Below are 25,216 nucleotides of genomic sequence, written 5' to 3' on the forward strand. Positions count from 1 at the left end.
GTTCCATGGCTACGTCGAACCTCGGCTCGCGCGCCGCGATCCGCACCGTCACCAACCAGGCCCCGCCGCTGGTCGGGCACAACGTGGTCACCGCCGACCGGGCCCTCACCGAGGCGGTCGTGCGGCACGGGTCGGCCGAGGTGGTCGACGACCTGGTCGGGCTGGGCGCGGAGGCCGGCTCGGCGGAGGCCCGCGAGCACGGTCGGCTGGCCAACGAGCACCACCCGCGGCTGACGCCGTACGACCGGTTCGGGAACCGGATCGACGAGGTCGAGTTCCACCCGTCGTGGCACTGGCTGATGGGCCGGTCGGTGGGTCACGGCCTCGCCGCGGCGCCGTGGGAGGACGACTCGCCGCACGCCCACGTACGACGCGCCGCCGGCTTCATGGCCTGGTCGCACACCGAGCCGGGGCACGGCTGCCCGGTCTCGATGACCTACGCCGCGGTCCCCGCGCTGCGCGCCGACGACGCGATCGCCAAGGAGTGGACCCCGCTGCTGGCGTCGCGCAGCTACGACCCGGGCGTGCGGCCCGTGTCGGAGAAGCTCGGCGCGCTGGCCGGCATGGGGATGACCGAGAAGCAGGGCGGCTCGGACGTGCGGGCCAACATCACGCTCGCCCGGCCCACCTCGACCGACGGCGAGTACACGCTGCACGGGCACAAGTGGTTCACCTCCGCGCCGATGAACGACGTGTTCCTGGTGCTGGCCCAGGCGGCCGGCGGGGTGACCTGCTTCGTCGTCCCGCGGGTGCTGCCCGACGGGACCCGCAACCAGCTCGACGTCGTACGCCTGAAGGACAAGCTGGGCAACCGCTCGAACGCCTCCTCCGAGCTGGAGCTCGACGGCACGGTCGCCGTCCGCCTCGGCGACGAGGGGCGCGGCGTGCGGACGATCATCGAGATGGTGGCCGCCACCCGGCTGGACTGCGTGCTCGGCTCGACGTCGCTGATGCGGCGCGCGGTCTCGGAGGCCTCCTGGCACGCGGCGCACCGCTCGGCCTTCGGGTCGACGCTGGCCGACAAGCCGCTGATGCAGAACGTGCTGGCCGACCTGGCCGTCGAGACCGAGGCGGCCACGGCGCTCGCCGTACGACTGGCGGGCGCGGTCGACCGCCGGAACGACCCGCACGAGGCGGCGCTGCGCCGGATCGCCCTGCCGCTGGCCAAGTTCTGGGTCTGCAAGCGCACGCCCGCGATGGTCGGCGAGGCGCTGGAGTGCCTCGGCGGGAACGGGTACGTCGAGGAGTCGGTCATGCCGCTCCTCTACCGCGAGGCGCCGCTCAACTCGGTCTGGGAGGGCTCCGGCAACGTCAACGCCCTCGACGTGCTGCGCGCGCTCGGTCGCGAGCCCGAGGCCCTCGACGCCTGGATCACCGAGGTCGGCCAGGCCCGCGGCGGCGACGCCCGCCTCGACCGCGCGGTCGACGACACCCTGGCCCTGCTCGGCTCGCTGCTCGGCGACCCGGCCCAGCTGGAGACCCAGGCCCGCCGGCTGGCCGGCCGGATGGCCGCCGTCCTCCAGGCCTCGCTGCTCGTCCGCTTCGCCCCCGCCGAGGTCGCCGACGTCTTCTGCGCCTCGCGGCTCGGCTCGTCGTACGACGGCACCTACGGCGCGCTCGACGGCGGCGATCTGCGCGCGATCGTGGAGCGGACGACGCCGGTCGTCTGAGGGTCGGCGCGCGGCTCCCGAAACAGCGCAATTGCGCCGGTTACGGGCGAGTAGGTGGCCCGCGCTCCCGCGGACAGCGCACGTGCGCCGTTCGTGGGACGCGCCGCTGATAACCGGTCGCGCCCGACCGGCCCGCCCGGGCAGGGTCGACGCATGACCAGCAGCGAGGTGTGGGACGAGGAGTCCGCCCGGACGTACGACGACGACTGCGCGGGGATGTTCGCGCCCGAGGTGCTCGGACCCACGGTGGACCTACTGGCCGAGCTGGCGAGTGGGGGCCGCGCCCTGGAGCTCGCGCCGGGCACCGGGCGGGTCGCCGTACCGCTGAGCGAGCGGGGCGTACCCCTGAGCGGCATCGAGCTGTCCGAGCCGATGGCGGCTCGGCTGCGCGCGAAGACCGACGCCGTACCGGTCGTGGTCGGCGACATGGCGACGACCCGGGTGCCGGGGACCTTCGCGCTCGTCTACCTGGTCTTCAACACCATCTCCAACCTGCGCACCCAGGACGAGCAGGTCACCTGCTTCGAGAACGCGGCGGCGCACCTGGAGCCCGGCGGGCGGTTCGTGGTCGAGCTGGGCGTCCCGCCGCTGCGCCGACTGCCGCCAGGCCAGCTCGCCGCGCCGTTCGACGTGTCCGACGGCCATCTGGGCTTAGACACCTTCGACCTGGTGACCCAGGAGTGCGTGTCGCACCACTACACGCGCGACGGCGACACGGTCCGGTACGGCGCGGGCCGGTTCCGCTACGCCTGGCCGGCCGAGCTCGACCTGATGGCGCGGATCGCCGGCCTCCGCCTGGAGGCGCGGTACGCCGACTGGCGGCGCTCGCCGTACACCTCCGACAGCGAGACGCACGTCTCGGTCTGGCGCAAGCCCGTCGAGTGACGCGAGATGGCTCCTCCCGGGGTCCGGAAGGAGCCATCTGGCGTCTCTCGACGACGGTCGCTAGGCGCGCACCTGCTCCCGCTCGGCCTCCTGGTACGGCGTCTCGTCCGGATCGTCGTCGATCATCGTGGTCTCGTCGAACGGGTCGTCGCCGGCGAGCACCCGGTCGAGCTGGGGCCGGTCGAGGCCCTTCGTGAGGTGACCGATCAGGACGGTGGCGATCGCGTTGCCGGCGAAGTTGGTGACCGCGCGGGCCTCCGACATGAAGCGGTCGATGCCGACGATCAGACCGACGCCGTCCAGCAGCTCCGGACGGTGCGAGGACAGGCCGCCGGCCAGGGTGGCGAGGCCGGCACCGGTGACGCCGGCAGCCCCCTTGGAGGCGATCATCATGAAGACCAGCAGCGAGACCTGCTCGCCGATGGACAGCGGGTCGCCGAGCGCCTCGGCGATGAAGATCGAGGCCATCGTGAGGTAGATGGCGGTGCCGTCGAGGTTGAACGAGTAGCCGGTCGGGACGACGATGCCCACGGTCGGCTTGTCGACGCCGGCGTGCTCCATCTTGGCGATCAGGCGGGGCAGCGCGGACTCGGACGACGAGGTCGAGACGATGAGCAGGAACTCCCGGCCGAGGTACTTCAGCAGCTTGAAGACGTTGACCCCGGTGACGGCCTTCAGCAGCGTGCCGAGGACCAGGAAGACGAACAGGGCGCAGGTGATGTAGAAGCCGAGCATCAGGATGGCCAGGCTCTTCAGCGCCTCCCAGCCGGTCTCGCCGACGACGGCAGCGATGGCGCCGAACGCGCCGATCGGGGCGACCCACATGATCATCGCGAGCACCCGGAAGACCAGCTTCTGCGCCTGCTCGACGACCTTCAGGATCGGCTTGCCGCTCGGGCCCATCGCCTGCAGCGCGAAGCCGATGAGCAGGGCGACCAGCAGCGTCTGCAGCACCTCGCCCGAGGTCAGGCTGGAGAAGAACGAGTCGGGGATGATCCCGAGCAGGAAGTCGGTGGTGCTGCCGTGCCCCTCGGCGGCGGCCTTCTCGGCGGCCGCCGAGCCGGACTCGGAGATGTTGAGCCCGTCGCCCGGGTGCAGCAGGTTGCCGACCACCATGCCGATCGCGAGGGCGAAGGTCGACATGCCGACGAAGTAGGCCAGCGCCAGGCCGCCGACCGCCCCGACCCGGGCCGCGCTGGCCACCGAGCCGACGCCGACCACGATCGTGCAGAAGATGACCGGCTGGATCATCATCTTGATCAGGGCCACGAAGCCCTCGCCGAGCGGCTTGAGGTCCATCGCGAAGCTCGGCCAGATGATGCCGACCGCGATGCCGAGCGCGACGGCCACGATCACCGCGATGTAGAGGTAGTGGCTGCGGTTGGGCGGCGGGGTCGCCGGCTTCACCGGATCCACGGTTGTCGTGCTGCTCATCAGGTTCCTCCGCTACGTGGCCGGGTGGCGCCCGGCGGTCGGGGCTCACTCTGGAACGACCTGTGACGCGGGTCACCGTTCTGGTCGTTGTGTTCGCGAAGTACCCCTCGCGGTGGGGCACAATCCGTCCATGCGCAGGCTGGGCGGGCTCTCGGTCGCCCGTCAGGTGCTGGCGCTGCAGGTGCTCGTGGTCCTGGTGCTGGTCGTCGCCGCACTCGCGATGGCGGCGTACGACGCCCGCCGCGACGCCCGGGCGACCGCGACCGAGCGGGCCGTGGCCGTCGCCCGCACCCTCGCCGACTCCCCCGCGCTGGCCGACGCCGTCGACGACCCCGACCCCAGCCGGACGATCCAGCCGCTGGCCGAGGAGGTCCGCGCCGACGCCGAGGTCGACTTCATCACGGTGATGTCGCTGGACCGGATCCGCTTCAGCCACCCCGATCCCGCCGAGATCGGCAAGCGGTTCGTCGGCGAGGTCGGCGACGCCCCGCAGGGCGGCACCTTCACCCAGCAGTACGCCGGCACCCTCGGCCCGTCGATGCGCGCGGTCGTGCCGGTGCGCGACCCCGACGGCGCGGTGGTCGCGCTGGTGTCGGTCGGCATCACCATCGACCGGATCGACCGCCAGGTGCGCGACGACCTGCTCCCGCTGGCGATCGCCGCGGGCGTCGTGCTCCTGGTCGGGCTGGGCGGGACCGTGCTGGTCGGGCGCCGCCTGCGCCGGCAGACCCACGGGCTGGGCGAGCGGGAGATCACCCGGATGTACGAGTACTACTCCGCCGTCCTGCACGCCGTCCGCGAGGGACTGCTGCTGGTCGACCCCGACGGCCGGGTCCAGCTCGCCAACGACGAGGCCCGGCGCCTGCTCGACCTGCCCGAGGACGTCGTGGGCCGCTCGCTCGGCGACATCGGCCTCGCCCCCGGGCTGGTGGCGGCCGCCCGGGCCGGGACCGCCGCCGACGACGACGTCTACCTCGCCGGCGACCGGGTGCTGGTCGTCAGCTCGGCCCCCGCGGCCTGGGAGGGCCGCGACGTCGGTGCCGTGGTGACCCTGCGCGACCAGTCCGAGCTGCGCGCGGTCACCGGCGAGCTCGACGTCGTCCGCGGGCTCACCGAGTCGCTGCGCGCCCAGAACCACGAAGCCGCCAACCGGCTGCACACCATCGTGTCCCTCATCGAGATGGGCCGCACCGAGGAGGCCGTCGACTTCGCGACCGAGGAGCTCCAGGTCGCCCAGCTGCTGACCGACCGCGTCGTGCACGCCGTCGGAGACCCGATCGTCGCCGCGCTGCTGCTCGGCAAGAGCACCGAGGCCGCCGAGCGCGGCGTCGACCTCCGGATCAGCGGTGAGGTCCCGCCCGGCTCCGCCGTACCGCCTCGGGACCTGGTGACCGTCCTCGGCAACCTGGTCGACAACGCCCTCGACGCCGTCGCGGACGCGCCCGTACGGCGGGTCGCGGTGACCCTCGACGGCGGGGCCGGCCGGCTCCGGGTGGTCGTCGGCGACAGCGGGCCGGGGCTCACCGGGGAAGCGGCCGCGCACGTCCTCGAGCGCGGGTGGACGACCAAGGCCACCGACGGCGGCCGCGGGGTCGGCCTGGCGCTGGTCGGCCAGGTGGCGCGCCGGCACGGCGGCACCGTGACGATCGGCCGCTCCGAGCTGGGCGGCGCGGAGTTCGCGGTGGACCTGGGGGCGGCCCCGTGACGGTCCGGGTGCTCGTCGTGGAGGACGAGGAGGTCGCCGCCGCCGCGCACGCGTCGTACGTCGGCCGCGTCGAGGGGTTCGAGGTCGCCGGGGTCGCCCGCTCGGCCGGGGAGGCGATGCGTCTGCTCGACCGCGACCGCTCCGTCGACCTGCTGCTCCTCGACATGCACCTGCCCGACGGCCACGGCCTCGGCCTGTTGCAGCGGCTCCGCGCCGCCGGCCACCTCTGCGACGTCGTCGCCGTCACCTCGGCCCGCGACCCCGACGTGGTCCGGCACGCGGTCGCCCAGGGCGTGGTGCTCTACCTCCTCAAGCCGTTCACCTTCGCGACCTTCCGCGACAAGCTCGGCCAGTACGCCGCCTACCGCGAGCGGCTGGCCGCCGCGCCCGCCGAGGTCGTGCAGGACGAGGTCGACCGGCTCTTCGGCACCCTGCGCCCCGCCGGTCCCGCGGCCCTGCCGAAGGGCATGAGCCCCGAGACCCTGCGCGACGTCACCGCCGCCCTGCGCGACGCCGGTGCCGGCCTGTCCGCCACCGAGGTCGCCGCCCTCGTCGGCGCGTCCCGCGTCACCGTGCGCCGCTACCTCGAGCACCTCGCCGACAGCGGCCTCGCCGAGCGGCACCCGCGATACGGCGGGTCCGGGCGCCCCGAGGTCGAGTACCGCTGGCGCTGACGACGCCCCCGGTCACCCCTGCGGGTATTGACCGCCGACGAACGGGCGCGCACAGTCAGCAGACCGGGATGTGATCTCGACACCTACGTGCGCCGAGCTCCGCGTCCCTGCATGGGGGGCCACATGTCACAGCCATTCGATCGCCAGCAGATCCTGGGCGACATCACGCAGCGCGCCGCGCACCTGCTGATCCTGCTCGAGACCTACCGTCGTTCGGGAGACCCCCGGCTGCGGGAGGCGTACGACGACGCGCACGACCTGATCTCCGACCTGGCCGGGCTGGCCGCGGTGGTCCTGCTGGAGCGCCCGGCCACCGAGGACGACCCCGGCCCGCCGCTGACCGCCGCCTGCTGACGTCGGGGGCGGTCAGGCGAGGTCGAGACCCGGGTAGAGCGGGTGCTTGTCGAGCATCTCGGCCGAGGAGTCCTTGACCTTGTCGGCCACCCCGTCGGCGAGGACGTACGACGCCTTCGACGGCGCGCCCGCCTTCGTGGTGCCGGGCTGGGTGTTCTGCAGGACGTGCACGATCAGCTCGGCGACGTTGTCGAACTCGTCGTGTCCGAAGCCGCGAGTGGTCAGCGCGGGGGTCCCGAGCCGGACGCCGGAGGTGTACCAGGCGCCGTTCGGGTCGGAGGGCACCGAGTTGCGGTTGGTGACCACGCCGGCGTCGAGCAGCGCCGACTCGGCCTGGCGGCCGGTGAGGCCGAACGACGACACGTCGAGCAGGACCAGGTGGTTGTCGGTGCCGTCCGTGACCAGCTTGGCGCCGCGGCTCTTGAAGCCCTCGGCCAGCGACTGGGCGTTGTCGGCGACCTGCTGGGCGTAGGTCCGGAACGCCGGCTGCCGGGCCTCGGCGAGCGCGACGGCCTTGGCCGCCATCACGTGCGACAGCGGACCACCGAGCACCATCGGGCAGCCGCGATCGACGCTCGGGGCGTACTCCTCGGTGGCCAGCACCATGCCGCCGCGCGGGCCGCGCAGCGACTTGTGGGTGGTGGTGGTGACGACGTGGGCGTGCGGGACCGGGTCCTCGTCGCCGGTGAAGACCTTGCCGGCGACCAGACCGGCGAAGTGGGCCATGTCGACCATCAGGGTCGCGCCGACCTCGTCGGCGATCTCGCGCATCTTGGCGAAGTTCACGCGGCGCGGGTACGCCGAGTAGCCCGCGACCAGGATCAGCGGCTTGAACTCCTTCGCCTTGGCCCGCACGACGTCGTAGTCGAGCAGCCCGGTCTCGGGGTCGGTGCCGTACTGCTGCTGGTGGAACATCTTCCCGCTGATGTTCGGGCGGAAGCCGTGGGTGAGGTGGCCGCCGGCGTCCAGGCTCATCCCGAGCAGGCGCTGGTTGCCGAGCTCCTTGCGCAGCGACTCCCAGTCGGCGTCGGTGAGCTCGTTGACGTTCTTCTTCTCCGCCTTCTCCAGCCACGGACCCTCGACCCGGTGGGCGAGGATCGACCAGAAGGCGACCAGGTTGGCGTCGATGCCGGAGTGCGGCTGCGCGTAGGCGTACTCGGCGCCGAACAGCTCGCGGGCGTGCTCGGCGGCGAGCGTCTCCACGGTGTCGACGTTCTGGCAGCCCGCGTAGAAACGGTGGCCGACGGTGCCCTCGGCGTACTTGTCGCTGAACCAGGTCCCCATCGTCAGCAGCACGGCCGGCGACGCGTAGTTCTCGCTGGCGATCAGCTTCAGCGAGCCCCGCTGGTCGGCCAGCTCCTTGCGGGTCGCGTCGGCGATCCGGGGCTCCACCGAGGCGATGACCTCGAGAGCTTGGGAGTAGGCGCTGCTGGTGAGGGCGTCGAGGTCACTCATGGCGCTCAGCCTACGGCTCCCGGCGGGGGCGCCCGCATCACGGACGACACCGTCCCGGTGTGACCTGGGCCGCACTGACGCCCGTTTGCAGGCGGGACCGCCGTACGGCGTCTCACATGGTGGAGTCCGGTCTCACATCATGAGAAGTGCGCTTGTGGGCAGGCGGTCCGGGGACTGAGACTCCTTGACATGGTCTCCGCTGCTACCCATGCGTTCCTCGTGGTCCGACGCCACGTGGACCTCGGTCGCACGCGCAGCTCGATGTGTTGGCGCTGAGCCAGGCCCCGTCTCCACGACCCGCCCCGCGCGCCGACCTCGCGCGCCTCCTCAGCGAAGGACGCACTTCTTCATGCCCGACCTCCGGTTCAAGCCCCAGCCGCCGCAGCACACCGAGATCCCCCGCCCCAAGAAGGGCGAGGGCCAGTGGGCGCTCGGCTACACGGAGCCGCTGAACAAGAACGAGCAGTCCAAGAAGGACGACGACCCGCTGAACGTGCAGGCGCGGATCCTGCACATCTACTCCAAGCGCGGCTTCGACTCCATCGACCCGGCCGACCTGCGCGGCCGCTTCCGCTGGATGGGTCTCTACACCCAGCGCGCCCCGGGCTTCGACGGCGGCAAGACCGCGATGCTCGAGGAGGAGGAGCTGGACGACCGCTACTTCATGATGCGGGTCCGCTCCGACGGCAAGCTCCTGGACGCAGCCACCGTGCGGGCCCTCGGCACCATCGGGCGCGACTACGCGCGCGACACCGCCGACGTCACCGACCGCGAGAACATCCAGTACCACTGGATCCGCATCGAGGACGTGCCCGCGATCTGGGAGGTCCTGGAGAGTGCCGGTCTGAGCACCCTCGAGGCCTGCGGCGACTCGCCGCGCCCCTTCCTCGGCTCCCCCGTCGCGGGCGTCGCCAAGGACGAGATCATCGACGGCTCCTCGGCGCTCGACGAGATCTACCGCCGCTTCATCGGCAGCCCCGAGTTCTCGAACTTCCCCCGGAAGTTCAAGACCGCGCTGACCGGCCACCCCGGCCACGACGTGTCGCCGGAGACCAACGACATCTCCTTCGTCGGCACCGTCCACCCCGAGCACGGCCCGGGCTTCGACCTGTGGGTCGGCGGCGGCCTGTCGACCAACCCGATGCTGGCCAAGAAGCTCGGCGTCTGGATCCCGCTGGACGAGGTCGCCGACGCCTGGGAGGGCGTGGCCGGCATCTTCCGCGACTACGGCTACCGCCGGCTGCGCTCGCGCGCCCGGCTGAAGTTCCTGGTCCAGGACTGGGGCGTCGAGAAGTTCCGCGAGGTCCTCGAGAAGGAGTACCTCGGGCGCGAGCTCGTCTCCTGCGAGTCCCCCGCCTCCCCCGTCGGCCACCGCGACCACATCGGCGTCCACGAGCAGCAGGACGGCAAGCGGTACGTCGGCGTCGCGCCGACCGCGGGCCGCGTCTCCGGCACCCTGCTGCTACAGCTCGCCGACCTGATCGAGGAGTACGGCGTCGCCGGCGCGCGACTCACGCCGTACCAGAAGATCGTGCTGATCGGCGTCGACCCCGAGAAGGTCGAGGAGCTGGTCGTCCGGCTCGACGAGATCGGCCTCTCGGCCCGCCCGTCGAACTGGCGCCGCAACACGATGGCCTGCACCGGCATCGAGTTCTGCAAGCTGGCCATCGTCGACACCAAGAATCGCGCCCGCGACCTGGTCGCCGAGCTCGAGCGCCGCTTCCCCGACCTCGATGTCCCGATCACGGTCAACGTCAACGGCTGCCCCAACGCCTGCGCCCGCACCCAGGTCGCCGACATCGGCCTCAAGGGCCAGCTGGTGATGGCCGACGGCGAGCAGGTCGAGGGCTTCCAGGTGCATCTGGGCGGCGCGACCGGCCTGCAGGCCAACTTCGGCCGCAAGCTGCGCGCCCACAAGGTCACCAGCGCGGGCCTCGACGACTACGTCACCAACGTGGTCACCGCGTTCCTCGCCGACCGCACCGACGGCGAGTCGTTCACCGAGTGGGTCCAGCGCGCCGACGAGGACCTGCTGCGCGGCGAGAAGTCGCTGGAGTCGATCCCGTCATGAGAACTCCCCACGAGGACACTCGCTTCGCTCGATTCCCGCTGGGGCCCCGACATGACTGAGCGCGCCGTCCCGTTCCACTGCCCGTTCTGCGGCGAGGAGGACCTGCGCCCGCACGAGGTCGTCTCGGATGCTGGCGAGGTCAGCTCCCCCCACGGTTCCTGGGAATGCCGCGGCTGCCTGCGCGCCTTCCACCTGAAGATGCTCGGCTTGATCCGACCTTCCCAGGGAGTGAACCGATGACCGCCGCGACCACCACGACCGCACGCAACGCCCGCGGGGTGCAGACCGAGGGCCGCTCGCCCGAGGAGCTGCGCGAGCTGGTGTCCCACTGGGGCGCCGAGCTGGAGCTGGCGCCGGCCGAGGTCATCGTCGAGTGGGCGGCCGCGACCTTCGGGGAGCGGTTCTGCGTGACGTCGTCGATGGGTGACGCTGCGCTGGCGCACCTGGTCTCGAAGGTGGTGCCCGGGGTCGACGTGCTGTTCCTCGACACCGGCTACCACTTCATCGAGACCGTCGGCACCCGCGACGCCGTCGAGGCCACCATGAACCTCAACCTGATCTCGATCACCCCGGTGCAGAGCGTGGCCGAGCAGGACGCGGCGTACGGCAAGGACCTCTACAAGACCGACCCCGACCTGTGCTGCAAGCTCCGCAAGGTGCAGCCCCTGGCCGAGCGGCTCGAGAACTACGACGCCTGGGCGACCGGGCTGCGCCGTGCCGAGACCCACAACCGGGTCATCGCGCCGGTCATCGGCTGGGACGCCAAGAAGGGCAAGGTCAAGGTCTCGCCCCTGGCGCGCTGGTCCGACGAGCAGATGGAGAGCTACATCGCCGAGAACGGCGTGCTCGTCAACCCGCTCGTCTACGACGGCTACCCGTCGATCGGCTGCGCCCCGTGCACCCGACGCGTCGCCCCCGGCGAGGACCCGCGCTCGGGCCGCTGGGCCGGCACCAACAAGACCGAGTGCGGGATCCACTCGTGACCCGCGCCCTGCCATCCCCCATCGCGGACAACGTGGTCCGTCGTACCCCTGCACACCCGAGGAGGCTGCCCTGATGGCTGCTCCCGCCCTGGTGGCCCTGGCTCACGGCTCCCGTGACCCGCGGTCCGCCCGCACCATCACCGCCCTGGTCGACGAGGTCCGCGCGATGCGCCCGGACCTGCGCGTCGAGCAGGCGTTCCTGGAGCTGTCGAAGCCGTCGTTCCAGACGGTCGTCGACCGGCTCGTGAAGGCCGGGCACGACGAGATCGTCGTCGTGCCGCTGCTGCTCACGGAGGCCTACCACGCCAAGGTCGACGTCCCGTCCGCCGTCGCCGCCGCCGGCGCCCGGCACCCGGGACTGCGCATTCGCGCGACGTCGATCCTCGGCCTGGAGGCCTGCTTCCTGGAGGTCCTCGACGTCCGGCTGCGCGAGGCGCTGCGGGTCGCCCGGGTCCGCGAGCTCGACGCCCTGGTGCTGGCCGCCGCCGGCTCCAGCGACGCGCTCGCCAACCAGGCCGTCGCCCGGCTCGCCCGCGTCTGGGGCTCCCACCACAAGCTCCCGGTGACCGCGGCGTTCGCGTCCAGCTCCCCGCCCGCCACGGGTGAGGCCGTGCGCGCCTTCCGGGCCGAGGGCCGTCGCCACATCGCGGTCGCCTCGCTGTTCCTGGCGCCCGGCTTCCTGCCGGACCGGGCCGCCGAGCTCGCCGTCGAGGCGGGCGCGATCGCCGTGTCGGAGCCGCTCGGCGCGCACCCCGAGGTCGCCCGCACCATCCTGGCCCGCTACGCCGTCGGCGCCGTCGAGCTCGTCCCCGTCTGACCCGCTCCTTCCCGCCGAGTCAGCACCAGTGGTAGGCCGAGTCAGCACCACTGGTGCTGACTCGGCCTATCCGACCAGGTGGTCGCGGAGGCGGGTGAGGTCGGCGGCGGGATCCGCGGTGATGCCCCCGTGCACCGGGCCGGGCTGCAGGACGGTGCTCTTGGGCGCCTTCAGGAAGCCGAAGCGCTGGCTGATGGGCTTCCCCGCCGCGGCTCCCCCACGCCGGTCGCCCGCGCAGACGCCCGCGACGAAGTCGAGCGCGTCGCAGACCCGGTCGAGGTCCAGCCCCGGGGCGAAGGCCGCGAGCCGGTCGCGGTCGACCTCCCACGCGACGTCGAGGAAGTCGCTCGCCTGGCAGTAGAGCACCACGCCGACATTGAGGAACTCCTCGCGGTCGACGCGCGGGACGCAGCGCAGCACGACGTACTGATAGGACAGCGAGGTCACGCGACGACCTCCGGCAGCCACTGGCGGGTGGCGAGGCGAGCGGTCAGGAACTCGACGTACGACGCCCGCACGGCGTCCGGGGTCTCCGCCCCCGGGACCGGCTCCAGCCACTCGTCCGGGACGAGGGACAGCACCTCCGGGAGGTCGTCGGCCGAGAGCCGCTCCCGCACCTCGGCATCGGCCGCGGGCAGGCCGCCGGCGTACCGCTCGAGGACGTGGTCGGTGAGGTCCCACGGCTGCGCGGCGAAGCGCGCCGCGGCGCCCTCCTTGGTCAACGACCCGCCCGGCCACGCGTGGTGGAAGTAGAGCGAGGCGCCGTGGTCGATCACCCAGAGGTCGCCGTGCCACACCAGCAGGTTCGGGTTGCGCCAGGACCGGTCGACGTTCGCGCAGAAGGCGTCGAGCCACAGGACCCGGGCCGCGACGTCCGGGCCCGTCGGGACCTCTCCGTCGTACCCGAAGGAGCCCGGGAGGAAGTCCACCCCGAGGTTGAGGCCGATGCTCGCCCGGAGGAGGTCCTGGACCTCCTCGTCGGCCTCGTAGCGCGCGATCTCGGCGCCCAGCTCCAGCGCCACCAGGCGCGGGGTCCGCAGCCCGATGCGCCGGGCGAGCTCGGCCACGATCGTCTCGGCGACCAGGACCCGGAGCCCCTGGCCGGCCCCCCGGAACTTGCAGACGTAGGTTCCGAGGTCGGCCGCCTCGACGATGCCCGGGAGGCTGCCGCCCTCGCGCAGCGGGGTGACGTAGCGGGTCACTGGCACGGTCGGAATCACGGCGCAACCCTAGGTGAGTGTCGAACTGCGTAAGAAGTCCGTTTAGCGGGCGTCTTCTGGAGGTAAAGACCTGTCGGCGGCTCGGGACGCCGCCTCCTCCCAGACTCGTAGAACGGACACACCCTTGCGCGTACGTCGTCTTCTCGCCGCCGTGGTCACGACCGGCCTGATCGCCCCCACCGCTGTGATCGTCGCCTCCACGGCGCCCGCTTCCGCAGCCACCGCCACCTCGATCGTCAGCGGCAGCCAGGGCCGCGGCTGGATCAAGGTCAACGACTACTCCTCCCAGGCCGGCGCGCCCGTGGCCGGCACCGACCAGGTGTCGTTCTCGATCAACGTGAAGGGTGCCGACGGCAAGCAGGTCTACGACGGCAGCCTCGTCGTGCAGCAGCTGGCGGCCGGTTCCCGCTCGTGGCAGACGATCGCCACGTCGTCGAGCGCCTACCTGTACAAGTCGGTCGACATCAAGATCTCGGCGCAGTACCGCGTCTTCTACTCCGGCACGGCCGAGTACGCCCCGACCGGTGCGTCCGTCGGCACCGTGAAGGCCCAGCGCAAGCTGACCATCAACGGAATGAGCGGCAAGCGGGCCGGCTTCAAGGGCAAGGTCGCCCCGAAGGCGAAGATCAAGATCATCGTCCAGAAGAAGGTCGGCAAGAAGTTCAAGAAGTACAAGACCGTCCGCAGCAACCGGAAGGGCCGCTTCACCGTCGTCCTCCCCGCTCCGAGCCGCGGCAAGTTCGTCTGGAAGATCACCTTCAAGGGCAGCAAGGGCTACACGAGCAGCGTGATCAAGGGCTCGACGTACCGTCGCTGACCTCGCTCAGCACTGACTGACCGAACGGGTCAGGCGACCGGCTCCTCGCCGGTCAGCCTGGCCCGTTCGTGCGTCACGTCGAAGTCGGCCGCCGGCCACTGCGGGTCCAGGCCGCGCAGCGCCTCGAGGAGCAAGCGGCCGACGGCCAGGTCGCGGTACCACTTCCGGTCGGCCGGGACGACGTACCACGGCGCCGCCTCGGTGCTGGTGCGCTCCAGGGCGATCTCGTAGGCCTCCCGGTAGGCGGGCCAGTGCGCGCGCTCGTCGATGTCGCCGGGGTTGAACTTCCAGTGCTTGGCCGGGTCGTCGAGCCGGGCCAGCAGCCGCTCCTTCTGCTCGTCGGCCGAGATGTGCAGCATCACCTTCACCAGCGTGGTGCCCGACTCGACCAGCCGGCGCTCGAAGTCGATGATGGCGTCGTAGCGGCGCTCCAGCTCCTCCGCCGGTGCGAGACCACGCACCCGCGCGATCAGCACGTCCTCGTAGTGGGAGCGGTCGAAGACCCCGAGGTAGCCCGCTCCGGGCAGCGCCCGCTCGATGCGCCACAGGAAGTCGTGGGCCCGCTCCTCCTCGGTCGGGGCCTTGAACGAGGTGATCCGGACGCCCTGGGGGTCGACCAGCCCCACGGTGCGCCGCAGGGTGCCGCCCTTGCCGGAGGTGTCCATGCCCTGCAGCACCAGCAGCACCCGTCGCGACCCGCCCGAGCGGCCCTCGGCGAAGAGCCGCTCCTGCAGGTCCGCCAGCTCCTCGCCGAGCTCGGCCAGCGCCGCCCGTCCGGCGGACTTGCCGTGCCCGAAGCCCGGCGTCGCGTCGGTCGCGACCGCGGACAGGTCGACGACACCCGCCGGGACGCGCAGCAGGTCGCCGGTCGTCGGCGTGCCGGCCATCAGTGAGCCTGCCCGCCGCGTCGGTCGACGAGCGGTGGCTCGGACGACCAGGGGAAGTTGATCCACCGGTCGGTACGGCGCCAGACGTAGTCGGCGCTCACGACGGTCCACGGCTTCTCGTAGATGACGGCGGTCCGCGCCTCGGCGACGTGGTCGGCGCAGAACTCCTGCACGATCTCCAGGGTCTTGCCTGAGTCGGCGACGTCGTCGGCGATCAGCACCTGGAGCCCCGAGAGGTCCACGGCCTGCGGCGTCGGCGGCAGCATGATCGGAACGTCGAGGCGCTGGTCGACGCCGGTGTAGAACTCCACGTTGACCGCGGAGAGGTTCTTCACGTCCAGTGCGTAGCCGAGGCCCATGCCCAGGCCCAGTCCCCCTCGCGCGATCGAGAGCACCAGGTCGGGCTCGTAGCCGGAGTCGACGACCTGGTGGGCCAGGTCGCGGACGGCCGTGCCGAACAGCTCGTAGGTCAGGATCTCGCGCTCGTCGTCAGCCACGAGAGCATTCTGGCCCCCGACAGCGGTCAGTCGTCCAGCGCATCCCGTCCCGCTTGGGCCAGTTCGTCCCTGACCACCGCGAACGCGAGCCCTGAGCCGTAGCCCTTGCGGGCCAGCATCCCGACCAGCCGACGGGTGGCGACGACGTCGTCGACGCGGGTGAGCGTGCGCAGCTTCTTGCGCACCAGCGCCCGCGCGGCCTGCTCCTCGTCGTCGGGGTCGATCTCGTCGAGGGCCTCGCGGGCCACCTCGTCGTCGATGCCCTTGCGGCGCAGCTCCTGGGCGAGGGCCCGCTTGGCGAGCGCCCGACCGCCGCCGGCGCCCCGGCTGGCCACCCAGGAACGGGCGAAGGCCCCGTCGTCGACCAGGCCGACCTCCTCGAAGCGGTCGAGGAGGCGGGTCGCCACGTCGGTCGGGACGTTCTTGGCCGCCAGCTTGTCACTGAGCTGCTGGCGGCTGCGGGCCTGGCCGGTGAGCTGGTCGAGCAGGATCTTGCGGGCCACCGACTCGGGGTCGGCGTCCGGGCCGGCCGCCACCGGGTCGGGCGGCGGAGGTGACGCCGGGGCGGACGCGCGGCGGGTCCACGCGTCCACCCCGACGGAGACGTCTCCGGCCCACGAGGGGGCGGGTCGGTCGTCGTGCATCGGAGCACCTCCCGTGCGTCGGGTCTCGATACGCTCGCTGGCGCTCGCTACTCGACCAACGAGACCGGTGGTCGAGTGCCGTCGTGAGGGACGAACGACGGTGTCTCGAGACCGGTGGTCGAGTGCCGTCGTGAGGGACGAACGACGGTGTCTCGGGATCGGTGGTCGAGTGCCGTCGTGAGGGACGAACGACGGTGTATCGAGACCTCAGAAGTCGTCGACGCCGACCGGCTCGTCGGACAGGGCCTCGGCGGGCGCGTCGGCCTGGGGGCCGACGCCGAGCTTCTCGAGGATCTTCTTCTCCAGCTCGTTGGCCAGGTCGGGGTTGTCCTTGAGGAACTTGCGGGAGTTCTCCTTGCCCTGGCCGAGCTGGTCGCCGTCGTAGGTGTACCAGGCGCCGGCCTTGCGGACGATGCCCGCCTCGACGCCGACGTCGATCAGGCCGCCCTCGCGGCTGATGCCCTTGCCGTACATGATGTCGAACTCGGCCTGCTTGAACGGCGGCGCGACCTTGTTCTTGACGACCTTGACCCGGGTCCGGTTGCCGACCATGTCGGTGCCGTCCTTGAGCGTCTCGATGCGGCGCACGTCGAGGCGGACCGAGGAGTAGAACTTCAGCGCCCGGCCACCGGTCGTGGTCTCCGGCGAGCCGAACATCACGCCGATCTTCTCGCGCAGCTGGTTGATGAAGATCGCGGTGGTCTTGGAGTTGTTGAGCGCACCGGTCATCTTGCGCAGCGCCTGGCTCATCAGCCGGGCCTGGAGGCCGACGTGGCTGTCGCCCATCTCGCCCTCGATCTCGGCCCGGGGCACCAGCGCCGCGACGGAGTCGATGACGATCAGGTCGAGCGCACCCGAGCGGATCAGCATGTCGGCGATCTCGAGCGCCTGCTCACCGGAGTCGGGCTGCGAGACCAGCAGCGCGTCGGTGTCGACGCCGAGGGCCTTGGCGTAGTCGGGGTCGAGCGCGTGCTCGGCGTCGATGAAGGCCACGATGCCGCCGGCGGCCTGGGCGTTGGCCACCGCGTGCAGCGCGACCGTCGTCTTGCCGGAGGACTCCGGACCGTAGACCTCGACCACCCGGCCGCGGGGCAGGCCACCGAGGCCCAGCGCGACGTCGAGCGCGATCGATCCGGTCGGGATGACCTCCAGGGGGGCGCGCGTCTCGTCGCCGAGGCGCATCACCGAGCCCTTGCCGAACGACTTCTCGATGTTCAGCAGGGCGGCGTCGAGGGCCTTGTCGCGATCTCCAGCCATGGCCGGACCTTCTTTCCTAGCTCGTCGGGTGTCAGGCACGTCGGCGACGCTAGAGCGGTCCACCGACAACGCCTGATCAGCGCTGCCGAGGCTGTGGAGAACCCGTTCCGGCGTCATGCCTGTGGACACAACCTAGCCCGAACACGTGTTCGATCGCGACATCGACACGCGCGTGTCGCCCGGGGTTCAGCGATCGCGCTCCGGCAGCCCGAGCGCCGCCCAGACCGCGGCCCAGACCTCCTTGGGCGGCACCCCGGCATCGAGCGCCTCCTGCGCGGTGCGGCCACCGAGGGCGCCCATGACGAACTGGCTCGCCCACGAGCGGGCGTACGACGCGCCCAGCGCGTCCTCCATCCGGGACCAGAACTCCGTGTGCCTCACGCCGGTGAAGCGTACGGCGCCCCGCCGACTCAGCGACGCCGGGCCAGCAGGTCCAGCCAGCGCTCGCCGCGCGAGCCGGTGCCGTACCCGCGCTGCTCGACGTGCCAGCCCGCTGCCTCGACGACGGCCATGAGCCCGTTCTCGGACCAGTAGGTGAACCGGCGCGGAGCCGTGACGCTGCCGTGGGTCGACCAGCCCTCCCCCGTGCCCTCCTTGACCGCCAGGTGCAGCACGCCGCCGTCCCGGGTCGCCTCCGCCAGCCGACGCAGCACCAGCGGCAGGTCCCCCCGCGCGACGTGCAGGAGCGAGGCGCTCGCCCACACCCCGTCGTACGGCGTGCCGGGACGGAGCGGGTCATCGAGCCCGTCGGTCAGCGGGTCCAGGACGTCGGCCTCGTGGCCCTCGGCGCGCAGCAGCTCGACGAAGCCGGTGCTGACGTCGGTGCGCCGCACGCTCAGCCCGACCGCCTCCAGCGCCGCGGCGTCGCGACCCGGCCCGCTGCCGATCGCGAGCACCCGCGCGCCTGTGCCGACGGCAGCCACGAACCGCTCGCGGAGGTGGGCCACCGCGTCGTCGAGGTGGGCGGTGGCCGCGCCGTAGGCGGCCGCGTGGGCGTCGTACGCCTCCCGGGTCGCCCGGGCGGCCGCGTCCCGGACGTCGTGCGCGTGGTGCACGAGGTCGTGCAGGTGGTAGCGCCCGAGGGTCTCGACGGTGAAGACCGCGCCGTTGCTGCGTCGCCCGGAGCGGGTCCAGGCGTCGGCGGGCACGGCGTCGTACTGGGCCGCGACGGTCTCGGCGGCCGCGACCAGCTCGTCGGCGACGACAGCGGGGGCCTGGAGGTCGTAGCGCTCGGCGACGGCGGTCTCGTCCTGGTCCCAGTTGGCGAAGAGCGGGTCGTCCTGGTCGAGCATCAGCGCGAGGCGCTCGCTGAAGACACGCTGCACGTCGCGCACGTGGCAGGCGTACTCCAGCACCGACCAGACGTCCGGGCCGGGCCGGGCCGCCGCGTCCGGCGCGGCCAGGAGCACCGGCCAGAGCGCGGCGTTGCCCCGGACCAGGTCGCCCAGCGCCGTGCGGTCGGGGTCCTCGGCGACGTAGCCGCACTCCGGGCAGGGGTGCTGCAGGACCCAGGTCCAGTCCTTGGTGTCGGGCTCGATCGCGCTCATGGGGAGATCCTCGCGGGCCTCGAGGAGGAGGACCACGGACTTCCTGCCAACCTCCGTCGGGAAGCCGCCAGGATCAGGCGCCCGCCTCGTCGTCCTCGGCGTGCTCACGCCAGCGCCGTCGTACGGCGACCTCGCGCGCGACCTGCTCGACGAGCTCGGCGGCTCGCTCGTCGGCGGCGCGCGGCAGCTTCAGGGCGTACGGGTCCTCCCGGAGCGGCAGGCCCGCGCGGGCGCCGACGACCAGCACCCGGAACACCGGACGGCCCTTGCGGGTGTGGACCAGCTCGGCCCCGACCAGGTCGTCCCAGAGGACCTCCTGGACCGGCTCGACCCCGCGCCGGGCGGCGCCGGCCACCGAGCGGGTGAAGGTGAGGCCCTCGAGCGTCACGTCGATGCGGGCGCTACGACCCGCGAGGTGAGTGACCGGCACGACCTGAGTCCAGCACATCCAGGTGAACGACTCGTCCGACGACGTCGGAGAATGGGCCCATGCCTGTGCGCTCCGCCACTGCCGCCGACCTGCCCGCGATCAAGGCGATCTACGACGGGCAGGTCGCCGGCGGCATCGCGACCTTCGACCTGGAGCCGCCGCCGGTGTCGTACTGGGAGCACCGCCTGGCCAGCACCGACCGCGGCGACCACCTGCTGGTGGCCGACGAGGACGGCGTCGTGGGCTACGCCTACTCGTCCGCCTACCGCCCGCGGCCGGCGTACCGCCACACCCGCGAGACCTCCGTGTACGTCGACCCGGCCGCCCACGGCCGCGGCCTCGGCCGGGCGCTGTACGACGAGCTGCTGCGCCGCCTGCGCACGGACGGGATGCGCACCGCCGTGGCCGTGGTCGCGCTGCCCAACCCGGGCAGCCGGGCGCTGCACCGGGCGTGCGGGTTCGAGCCGGTGGGGGTGCTGCGCGAGGTCGGGCACAAGTTCGACCGCTGGATCGACACGGAGTGGTGGCAGATCGCCCTGGCGGGGTAGACCTCCCTCCGTGCCGATCCCCCGCCGTCCTCTCCCGATCGCCGCTCCCCTCGTCGCGCTCCTGCTCGCCGCCTGCGCCGTCCGCGGGGGCGCCCAGACCGTCACGGACTTCGAGGACTGGCTCGCCGAGCACCCCTTCGAGGGCATGGCGGTGGCGGACGCGACGAGCGCGGAGGCGCTGCCGTTCGCGGGCAGCGCCGACATCACCGTGACCGTGGCGGGCACCGACGTCGGCGCGGCCGCAGCGCACGTCTGCGACTTCGACCCGCCGGGAGCGGCCACCCTGGCGCTGTCGGTGTCCGCCGACGGGCTCGCCGTGCCCGTCGACTGCGACGATCCGGCGGCCAGCGCGACCACCTGGGAGGTAGTGGCCGGGATCGACGGCCTCACCGACGTCGCGATCGCGTCGCCCGAGACCGTCGCGGTCTTCGACGACACCGAGGCCGCCCTCGCCGGCTGGGACGCGCTGCGTCGGCTGCCGTCCGCGTCGTACACGGTCGAGGGGCCGACCTGGGTGCTCACCGACCGGCCGGGCACCAGTGCGGCCGCCCGGGCCGTCGCACGCGACGCGCTGTCCTCGATCTACATCGTCGAGCGGGTGAGCGTCCTCCCCGCCACCGAGTCCGGGCCCGAGCACGTCGACGTCGAGGTGGCCTTCGACGCCCCGCTGCTGGAGCGCGAGCTGCTGACCGGGCACCCGGAGCGACGCGACCTCGTCACGGTCCGGGAGTCCGTCCGGGTGAGCGGCGGGGCGCCATAGCCCGTCCGGGCCTGGTTCCCGCTGGGGTCCCGGCCCAGGCTGGACGTCCGAGACGGGAGAGGGACGAGGTGGTCGTGATGCACCCGAGCGTGGTGGAGCGCCTGCGGCACGGCGTCGACGAGGCGGCGACGCTCGCCTGCCGGGCCCTGCTGGAGCTGCAGGAGCACCGGCGGTCGCCGGACCCGCGGATGCGCGCGGCGTACCACGCCGTGCACGAGCTGATCGGCGACCTCGGCAGCCTCCGGATCGGGCTCGCCGTCCTGGACGACGACCCGGCTCAGGTGAGCAGCAGCGCGTCCAGCCGCCGTCGTACGACGAGCAGCCCGACCAGGCCCATCACCAGCAGGTAGACCACCGAGATCGCCGAGTCCCACGAGAGCGCGCCGGTGGTGAGCTCGCGGCAGAGCACCACCCCGCGGTAGAGCGGCGTGCACTCGACCACCCAGCGCAGCCAGCCGTCGAAGGCGGTGACCGGGAAGAAGGTCGCGGAGAAGAGGAACAGCGGGACCTGGACGAGGGTGACCTTGTCGAAGTCCTGCCACGAGGTCATGTAGGTGGTCAGCGCCATGCACACCGCGCTGAACGCGAAGCCGATCAGCAGCGCGGCCGGGAAGGCCAGCACCGCCCACCACGAGTCGATCAGCCCCATCGCCAGCATGACCAGCAGGAAGGCCAGCGAGTAGCTCCCGCCGCGCAGCTGGCCCCACAGGATCTCCGAGCGCGCGATGTCGCCGGTGGTGAGCGGGGTGGCGAGCAGCTGGTCGTAGAGCTTGATGAACTTCAGCTTGAAGAACACGTTGAAAGTCGAGTCGAGCAGCGCGCCGTTGAACGCCGAGGCCGCGAGCATCGCGGGGGCGACGAACTCGGCGTACGGCACCTGGCGGCCGTTGAACTCGAAGGTGTCGATGAGCTGCCCGACGCCGATGCCGATGGACAGCAGGTAGAGGACGGGCTCCAGGAAGCCGGTCAGGAAGAGCTTCCAGGCGTCCCTGTAGACGAGGTAGTTGCGCAGCACCAGCAGGCGCATCGCCTGGGTGCTCGACAACGGCTGGACGGCGCTCACGAGACCAGCCGCTTCCGCAGCCCGGCCAGCGCCCAGAACCAGCCGGCGACCAGCAGCACCACCAGCACCGTCACGTTGACCGCGGCCGTCGACCAGTCGACGGTGTCGAGGCAGAACATCCGCGACAGGTTCACGCCGTGCCACAGCGGCGTGAGGCGCGCGGCCCAGGCACCGACGTGGCCGAGGTTCTCGACCGGGAAGAACGCGCCCGAGAACAGGAACAGCGGGAACACCCCGATCCGGAACAGCACCCCGAAGGCCTGCTCGTCCTCGAGCCGGGCGGTGAACCCGTAGACCCACACCGCGAAGGCCATCCCGACCAGCACCTGCGAGGCGAACGCGACGAACGGGCCCCACCACGACTCGAAGACGCCGAACGGCGCCAGCACCAGCATGTAGACGCCGCAGGTGGTGACCAGCCGGAACAGCACGAAGGTCATCGTCGCGCCGGCGAGGTGCTGGACCTGCAGCGGCGTCGCGAGCATCGAGTCGTAGACGCGCTGCCACTTGATCAGCCCCATGACCGGGTACGTCGTCTCCCCCACCGCCGTCTGCATGGCGTGCGCGGCGACCAGGCCCGGCACCACGAAGGCGAGGTACGACGTCGCGCCCTCCAGCTGGTCGGGGTCGCCCTCGATGAAGCCTCCGAGGAGGACGCCCATCGCCACGACGTAGAACAGCGGGGCGACGAAGGAGCTGATGACCGACGCGCGCCAGGTGCGCTTGTAGACGGTGAGCCAGTAGTCGGCCTGGCGGCGGACGCCGTCGGCGAGGGCGAGATCGGGCATGGACGTCAGTCCACGAGGGTGCGGCCGGTGAGGCGGAGGAAGACGTCCTCCAGCGAGGAGCGTCGTACGAGCGTGGCGACGGGTGTCAGGCCGCGCTCGTGGACCTTGGCCACCACCTCGTCGCCGTCCTCGCTGTAGACGAGCAGCCGGTCGGGCAGCACCTCGACCCGGTCGCCCAGGTCGGCGACCTTCTCGGCCAGCGCCTCGTGACTGTCGCCCTCGTCGGCGACGCCGAAGCGCAGCTCGGCGACCTCGCGGGTGGAGTGCTCGCGGATCAGCTGCAGCGGCGAGCCCTCGGCCACGATCAGGCCCTTGTCCATGACGACCAGGCGGTCGCAGAGCTGCTCGGCCTCGTCCATGTAGTGGGTGGTGATGACCAGCGTGACGCCGGCCTGCTTGAGCCGGAACAGGCGGTCCCAGAGCACGTGACGGGCCTGCGGGTCGAGACCGGTGGTGGGCTCGTCGAGAAGCAGCAGGTCGGGGCGGTTGACCAGGCTGCGGGCGATGGTCAGCCGGCGCTTCATGCCGCCGGAGAGGTCCTCGACCTTCGCCTTGGCCTTCTCCGTCAGCTGCACGAACTCCAGCAGCTCGTCGACCCGGTCGTTCACCTCGCCCTTCGGGATCCCGAAGTAGCGGCCGTAGATGTAGAGGTTGTCGCGCACGTTCAGCTCGACGTCGAGGGTGTCCTCCTGCGGGCACACGCCGAGCCGACCGCGGATCGCCGGGCCGTCGACCGCGGGGTCCATCCCGAGGATGCGCAGCTCACCCCCGCTGACCGGCGAGACCGCGGCGACCATCCGCATCGTCGAGGACTTGCCGGCGCCGTTGGGGCCGAGGAAGCCGAAGGCCTCGCCCCGTCGTACGTCGACGTCGATGCCCTTGACGGCCTCGAACTCCGCGCCGGGCTTGCCGAAGGTCTTGCGCAGGCCGCGCGCCAGGACCATGGAGTCCGGATCCACCGAGATGTCGGGCACGGGCAGCACCCTAAGCCCGGGTGAGCGCCTGACGGTGAACCTCGTCCGCGCGACCGCACCGGAAGCACGGTCGGGACGCACCACGCCGCTGGGTGGGCGGGGCTCATCCCTCGGGCAGGCCGAGCCGCAGCACGATCTCCTCGGCCGCCTCCGCGGCGGACAGGTCGGTGTTGTCGATCCGCAGGTGCGGGTGGTCGAGCGGGAACGGCAGGTCCGGCCCCGTCGAGAGCCGGTAGCGCCGGCCCCAGTCGACGAGGTGCTCCCGGGACCAGGCGACGTCCCGCTTCGAGGGCTTGGCCGCGAGCCGCAGCTCGGTGCCCTCACGTGCGAGCCGGGTCGCCTCGTCGGCGTACAGCTCGACGAAGTCGACGCGACCGCCGGCCGCGACGACCTGGTCGGCGAGGCCCGCGACGTACGCCGTGTCCTCGGGGACGTCGAGGCCCCACACGTAGGTGAAGACGAGGCCCGGCAGTCCGCTGGCCAGCGCCTCCTCCAGGACGCGGCGCCGGAACTCCTCCTTCAGCGTCTCGAAGGCCGGCGTGCCCCAGTCGAAGACCTCCAGCAGCGGCTCGATGGTCGCGTGGTTGTGGAGGAGCCGGTACGGCGTCCGCGCGGCGACCTCCCGGCCGACGGCGAGCTTGCCGACGGCCTGCGGGCCGAAGAGGAGGACCAGGTGCACGCCTCCAGCGTGTCAGGCCGTCGCCACCGATTTCCCGCTGAGCGCCTCGGCGGTGAGCTCGATCGAGCGCAGCCGGCTCTCCGTGTCGGGCGCCTGGTGGGCGGTGATCAGCTCGTCGGCGTCGACCAGGTCGCGGAAGCCGTGCAGGTACTCGGCGACCTCGGGCGGGGTGCCGAGGGCGACGTAGGCGAACATCTGGTCGACCTGCTGGCCGGCACCCCGGCGCAGCAGCACGTCGGCCTCGACGTCGGAGACCTCGCGGCCGCCGGCGAAGAGGGCGACCGCGAACGACCGGCGCATCGCCTCGTGGCTGGCCCGGGCCTGCTCCGCGGTGTCGGCGGCGATGACGTTGACCGCCGCGATGACGTGGGGCGCGTCCAGCTGGGCCGAGGGGCGGAACTCACGCCGGTACGCCGCCACGGCGGCCTCGAGGGCCTGCGGCGCGAAGTGGCTGGCGAAGGCGTACGGCAGGCCGAGCTGCGCGGCCAGGTGAGCGCCGAACATCGACGAGCCGAGGATGTAGAGCGGCACGTGGGTGCCCTTGCCCGGGGTGGCCTCGACGCCCGGCACTCGCGACTCCCCCGCCAGGTAGGCCTGGAGCTCGAGGACGTCCTCGGGGAACCGGTCCGACGAGCTCGGATCGCGGCGCAGCGCGTACATGGTGTTCTGGTCCGAGCCGGGCGCCCGCCCGAGACCGAGGTCGATCCGGCCGGGGTACATCGCCTCGAGGGTGCCGAACTGCTCCGCGATGGTCAGCGGCGCGTGGTTCGGCAGCATCACGCCGCCGGCCCCCAGGCGGATCGTGCTGGTGTGCGCACCGACGTGCGAGATCAGCACGCTGGTCGCCGAGGACGCGATGCGCGGCATGTTGTGGTGCTCGGCGTACCAGACCCGCTCGTAGCCGTGGGCCTCAGCACGCTGCGCGAGCGCGACGCTGGCGGCGATGCTGCTGCCGACGCTCTCCCCCTTGGCGACGGGAGCGAGGTCGAGCACGGACAGCGGGATCTGCATGAGGAGCCTTCCGGTCGGGGTCTGCTCCAGGGACAACAACCGTGGG

General features: G+C 72.1%; 28 protein-coding genes. 12 read left to right on the plus strand and 16 right to left on the minus strand.

Annotated features, from left to right (window positions below; all coding sequences use genetic code 11):
* The first annotated feature begins 5 nt into the window (after positions 1–5).
* A complete protein-coding gene (locus BLT76_RS20180; protein ID WP_090860102.1) occupies positions 6–1,670 on the plus strand; it encodes an acyl-CoA dehydrogenase family protein in 1,665 nt (554 codons plus the stop codon).
* A gap of 153 nt (positions 1,671–1,823) precedes the next feature.
* The gene (locus BLT76_RS20185) at positions 1,824–2,555 is read left to right on the plus strand and encodes a class I SAM-dependent DNA methyltransferase (RefSeq protein WP_090860103.1); all 732 of its coding nucleotides are present in this window, start codon (positions 1,824–1,826) and stop codon (positions 2,553–2,555) included.
* Between the two features lie 60 nt (positions 2,556–2,615).
* On the opposite strand, the gene BLT76_RS20190 is transcribed toward BLT76_RS20185, so the two are convergent.
* Positions 2,616–3,989, minus strand: coding sequence for a cation:dicarboxylate symporter family transporter (locus BLT76_RS20190; protein WP_090860104.1), 1,374 nt, complete (start codon positions 3,987–3,989; stop codon positions 2,616–2,618).
* Between the two features lie 130 nt (positions 3,990–4,119).
* Between BLT76_RS20190 and BLT76_RS20195 the strand changes: the two genes are divergently transcribed.
* The 3 genes from BLT76_RS20195 (at position 4,120) to BLT76_RS20205 (ending at position 6,722) form a co-directional block, all read left to right on the plus strand.
* Positions 4,120–5,694, plus strand: coding sequence for a sensor histidine kinase (locus BLT76_RS20195; RefSeq protein WP_090860105.1), 1,575 nt, complete (start codon positions 4,120–4,122; stop codon positions 5,692–5,694).
* The gene (locus BLT76_RS20200; RefSeq protein WP_090860106.1) at positions 5,691–6,368 is read left to right on the plus strand and encodes a response regulator; all 678 of its coding nucleotides are present in this window, start codon (positions 5,691–5,693) and stop codon (positions 6,366–6,368) included. Before BLT76_RS20195 ends, BLT76_RS20200 begins: the two co-directional genes overlap by 4 nt.
* A 123-nt stretch (positions 6,369–6,491) precedes the next feature.
* Positions 6,492–6,722, plus strand: coding sequence for a hypothetical protein (locus BLT76_RS20205; RefSeq protein WP_090860107.1), 231 nt, complete (start codon positions 6,492–6,494; stop codon positions 6,720–6,722).
* Between the two features lie 12 nt (positions 6,723–6,734).
* Here BLT76_RS20205 and BLT76_RS20210 read toward each other — a convergent pair whose 3' ends face one another.
* Positions 6,735–8,177, minus strand: a complete 1,443-nt coding sequence (locus tag BLT76_RS20210; protein WP_090860108.1) for a glycine hydroxymethyltransferase — start codon at positions 8,175–8,177, stop codon at positions 6,735–6,737.
* Between the two features lie 349 nt (positions 8,178–8,526).
* Here BLT76_RS20210 and BLT76_RS20215 point away from each other — a divergent pair, with 349 nt between their 5' ends.
* The 3 genes from BLT76_RS20215 (at position 8,527) to BLT76_RS20230 (ending at position 12,048) form a co-directional block, all read left to right on the plus strand.
* Complete coding sequence (locus BLT76_RS20215) at positions 8,527–10,248, plus strand: nitrite/sulfite reductase (RefSeq protein ID WP_090860109.1); 1,722 nt, start codon at positions 8,527–8,529, stop codon at positions 10,246–10,248.
* 236 nt (positions 10,249–10,484) lie between these two features.
* Positions 10,485–11,231, plus strand: a complete 747-nt coding sequence (locus tag BLT76_RS20225) for a phosphoadenylyl-sulfate reductase (RefSeq protein WP_090860111.1) — start codon at positions 10,485–10,487, stop codon at positions 11,229–11,231.
* 73 nt (positions 11,232–11,304) lie between these two features.
* Positions 11,305–12,048 carry a sirohydrochlorin chelatase gene (locus tag BLT76_RS20230; RefSeq protein ID WP_090860112.1) on the plus strand — a complete coding sequence of 248 codons (744 nt, stop codon included), beginning with the start codon at positions 11,305–11,307 and terminating at the stop codon, positions 12,046–12,048.
* Between the two features lie 66 nt (positions 12,049–12,114).
* On the opposite strand, the gene BLT76_RS20235 is transcribed toward BLT76_RS20230, so the two are convergent.
* Entirely contained in the window at positions 12,115–12,495 is a 381-nt protein-coding gene (locus BLT76_RS20235; RefSeq protein ID WP_090860113.1) for a DUF3037 domain-containing protein, read from the minus strand.
* The gene (locus tag BLT76_RS20240) at positions 12,492–13,268 is read right to left on the minus strand and encodes a HipA family kinase (protein WP_090860114.1); all 777 of its coding nucleotides are present in this window, start codon (positions 13,266–13,268) and stop codon (positions 12,492–12,494) included. Before BLT76_RS20240 ends, BLT76_RS20235 begins: the two co-directional genes overlap by 4 nt.
* A gap of 151 nt (positions 13,269–13,419) precedes the next feature.
* Here BLT76_RS20240 and BLT76_RS20245 point away from each other — a divergent pair, with 151 nt between their 5' ends.
* Positions 13,420–14,085, plus strand: a complete 666-nt coding sequence (locus BLT76_RS20245) for a hypothetical protein (protein WP_090860115.1) — start codon at positions 13,420–13,422, stop codon at positions 14,083–14,085.
* A gap of 29 nt (positions 14,086–14,114) precedes the next feature.
* Here the strand turns inward: BLT76_RS20245 and BLT76_RS20250 are convergent, their stop codons facing one another.
* The 7 genes from BLT76_RS20250 to BLT76_RS20280 form a co-directional block, all read right to left on the minus strand.
* Positions 14,115–14,972 (minus strand): polyphosphate kinase 2 family protein, encoded by an 858-nt coding sequence (locus tag BLT76_RS20250; protein ID WP_090860116.1) that lies wholly within the window; start codon positions 14,970–14,972, stop codon positions 14,115–14,117.
* Positions 14,972–15,469 (minus strand): phosphoribosyltransferase, encoded by a 498-nt coding sequence (locus tag BLT76_RS20255; protein WP_090860117.1) that lies wholly within the window; start codon positions 15,467–15,469, stop codon positions 14,972–14,974. Before BLT76_RS20255 ends, BLT76_RS20250 begins: the two co-directional genes overlap by 1 nt.
* Before the next feature lie 26 nt (positions 15,470–15,495).
* A complete protein-coding gene (locus BLT76_RS20260; protein ID WP_090860118.1) occupies positions 15,496–16,113 on the minus strand; it encodes a regulatory protein RecX in 618 nt (205 codons plus the stop codon).
* 207 nt (positions 16,114–16,320) lie between these two features.
* Entirely contained in the window at positions 16,321–17,370 is a 1,050-nt protein-coding gene (gene recA / locus BLT76_RS20265) for a recombinase RecA (RefSeq protein ID WP_090860119.1), read from the minus strand.
* A gap of 186 nt (positions 17,371–17,556) precedes the next feature.
* Positions 17,557–17,751, minus strand: a complete 195-nt coding sequence (locus BLT76_RS20270) for a DUF3046 domain-containing protein (RefSeq protein WP_090860120.1) — start codon at positions 17,749–17,751, stop codon at positions 17,557–17,559.
* A gap of 29 nt (positions 17,752–17,780) precedes the next feature.
* Positions 17,781–18,917 carry a DinB family protein gene (locus BLT76_RS20275; protein ID WP_090860209.1) on the minus strand — a complete coding sequence of 379 codons (1,137 nt, stop codon included), beginning with the start codon at positions 18,915–18,917 and terminating at the stop codon, positions 17,781–17,783.
* A gap of 73 nt (positions 18,918–18,990) precedes the next feature.
* Positions 18,991–19,347, minus strand: coding sequence for a hypothetical protein (locus BLT76_RS20280; protein WP_139175716.1), 357 nt, complete (start codon positions 19,345–19,347; stop codon positions 18,991–18,993).
* Positions 19,348–19,406: 59 nt separating this feature from the next.
* Between BLT76_RS20280 and BLT76_RS20285 the strand changes: the two genes are divergently transcribed.
* From BLT76_RS20285 to BLT76_RS20295, 3 genes are all read left to right on the plus strand, one after another.
* Positions 19,407–19,895 (plus strand): GNAT family N-acetyltransferase, encoded by a 489-nt coding sequence (locus BLT76_RS20285; protein ID WP_090860122.1) that lies wholly within the window; start codon positions 19,407–19,409, stop codon positions 19,893–19,895.
* Between the two features lie 10 nt (positions 19,896–19,905).
* A complete protein-coding gene (locus BLT76_RS20290; protein WP_090860123.1) occupies positions 19,906–20,655 on the plus strand; it encodes a hypothetical protein in 750 nt (249 codons plus the stop codon).
* A 74-nt stretch (positions 20,656–20,729) separates the two neighbouring features.
* The gene (locus tag BLT76_RS20295; RefSeq protein ID WP_139175718.1) at positions 20,730–21,005 is read left to right on the plus strand and encodes a hypothetical protein; all 276 of its coding nucleotides are present in this window, start codon (positions 20,730–20,732) and stop codon (positions 21,003–21,005) included.
* On the opposite strand, the gene BLT76_RS20300 is transcribed toward BLT76_RS20295, so the two are convergent.
* From BLT76_RS20300 to BLT76_RS20320, 5 genes are all read right to left on the minus strand, one after another.
* Positions 20,933–21,718, minus strand: coding sequence for an ABC transporter permease (locus BLT76_RS20300; protein WP_244509503.1), 786 nt, complete (start codon positions 21,716–21,718; stop codon positions 20,933–20,935). The genes BLT76_RS20295 and BLT76_RS20300 overlap by 73 nt on opposite strands.
* On the minus strand, positions 21,715–22,506 hold the full coding sequence (locus tag BLT76_RS20305) for an ABC transporter permease (protein WP_090860125.1): 792 nt from the start codon (positions 22,504–22,506) through the stop codon (positions 21,715–21,717). Before BLT76_RS20305 ends, BLT76_RS20300 begins: the two co-directional genes overlap by 4 nt.
* 5 nt (positions 22,507–22,511) lie before the next feature.
* The gene (locus BLT76_RS20310) at positions 22,512–23,480 is read right to left on the minus strand and encodes an ABC transporter ATP-binding protein (RefSeq protein ID WP_425287100.1); all 969 of its coding nucleotides are present in this window, start codon (positions 23,478–23,480) and stop codon (positions 22,512–22,514) included.
* 103 nt (positions 23,481–23,583) lie between these two features.
* Positions 23,584–24,159 carry a hypothetical protein gene (locus BLT76_RS20315; protein ID WP_090860126.1) on the minus strand — a complete coding sequence of 192 codons (576 nt, stop codon included), beginning with the start codon at positions 24,157–24,159 and terminating at the stop codon, positions 23,584–23,586.
* A gap of 12 nt (positions 24,160–24,171) precedes the next feature.
* Entirely contained in the window at positions 24,172–25,170 is a 999-nt protein-coding gene (locus BLT76_RS20320) for an LLM class flavin-dependent oxidoreductase (RefSeq protein WP_090860127.1), read from the minus strand.
* Between the last annotated feature and the right edge of the window lie 46 nt (positions 25,171–25,216).

This window comes from Nocardioides lianchengensis (assembly GCF_900101465.1).
In the GTDB taxonomy this organism is placed as follows: domain Bacteria; phylum Actinomycetota; class Actinomycetes; order Propionibacteriales; family Nocardioidaceae; genus Nocardioides; species Nocardioides lianchengensis.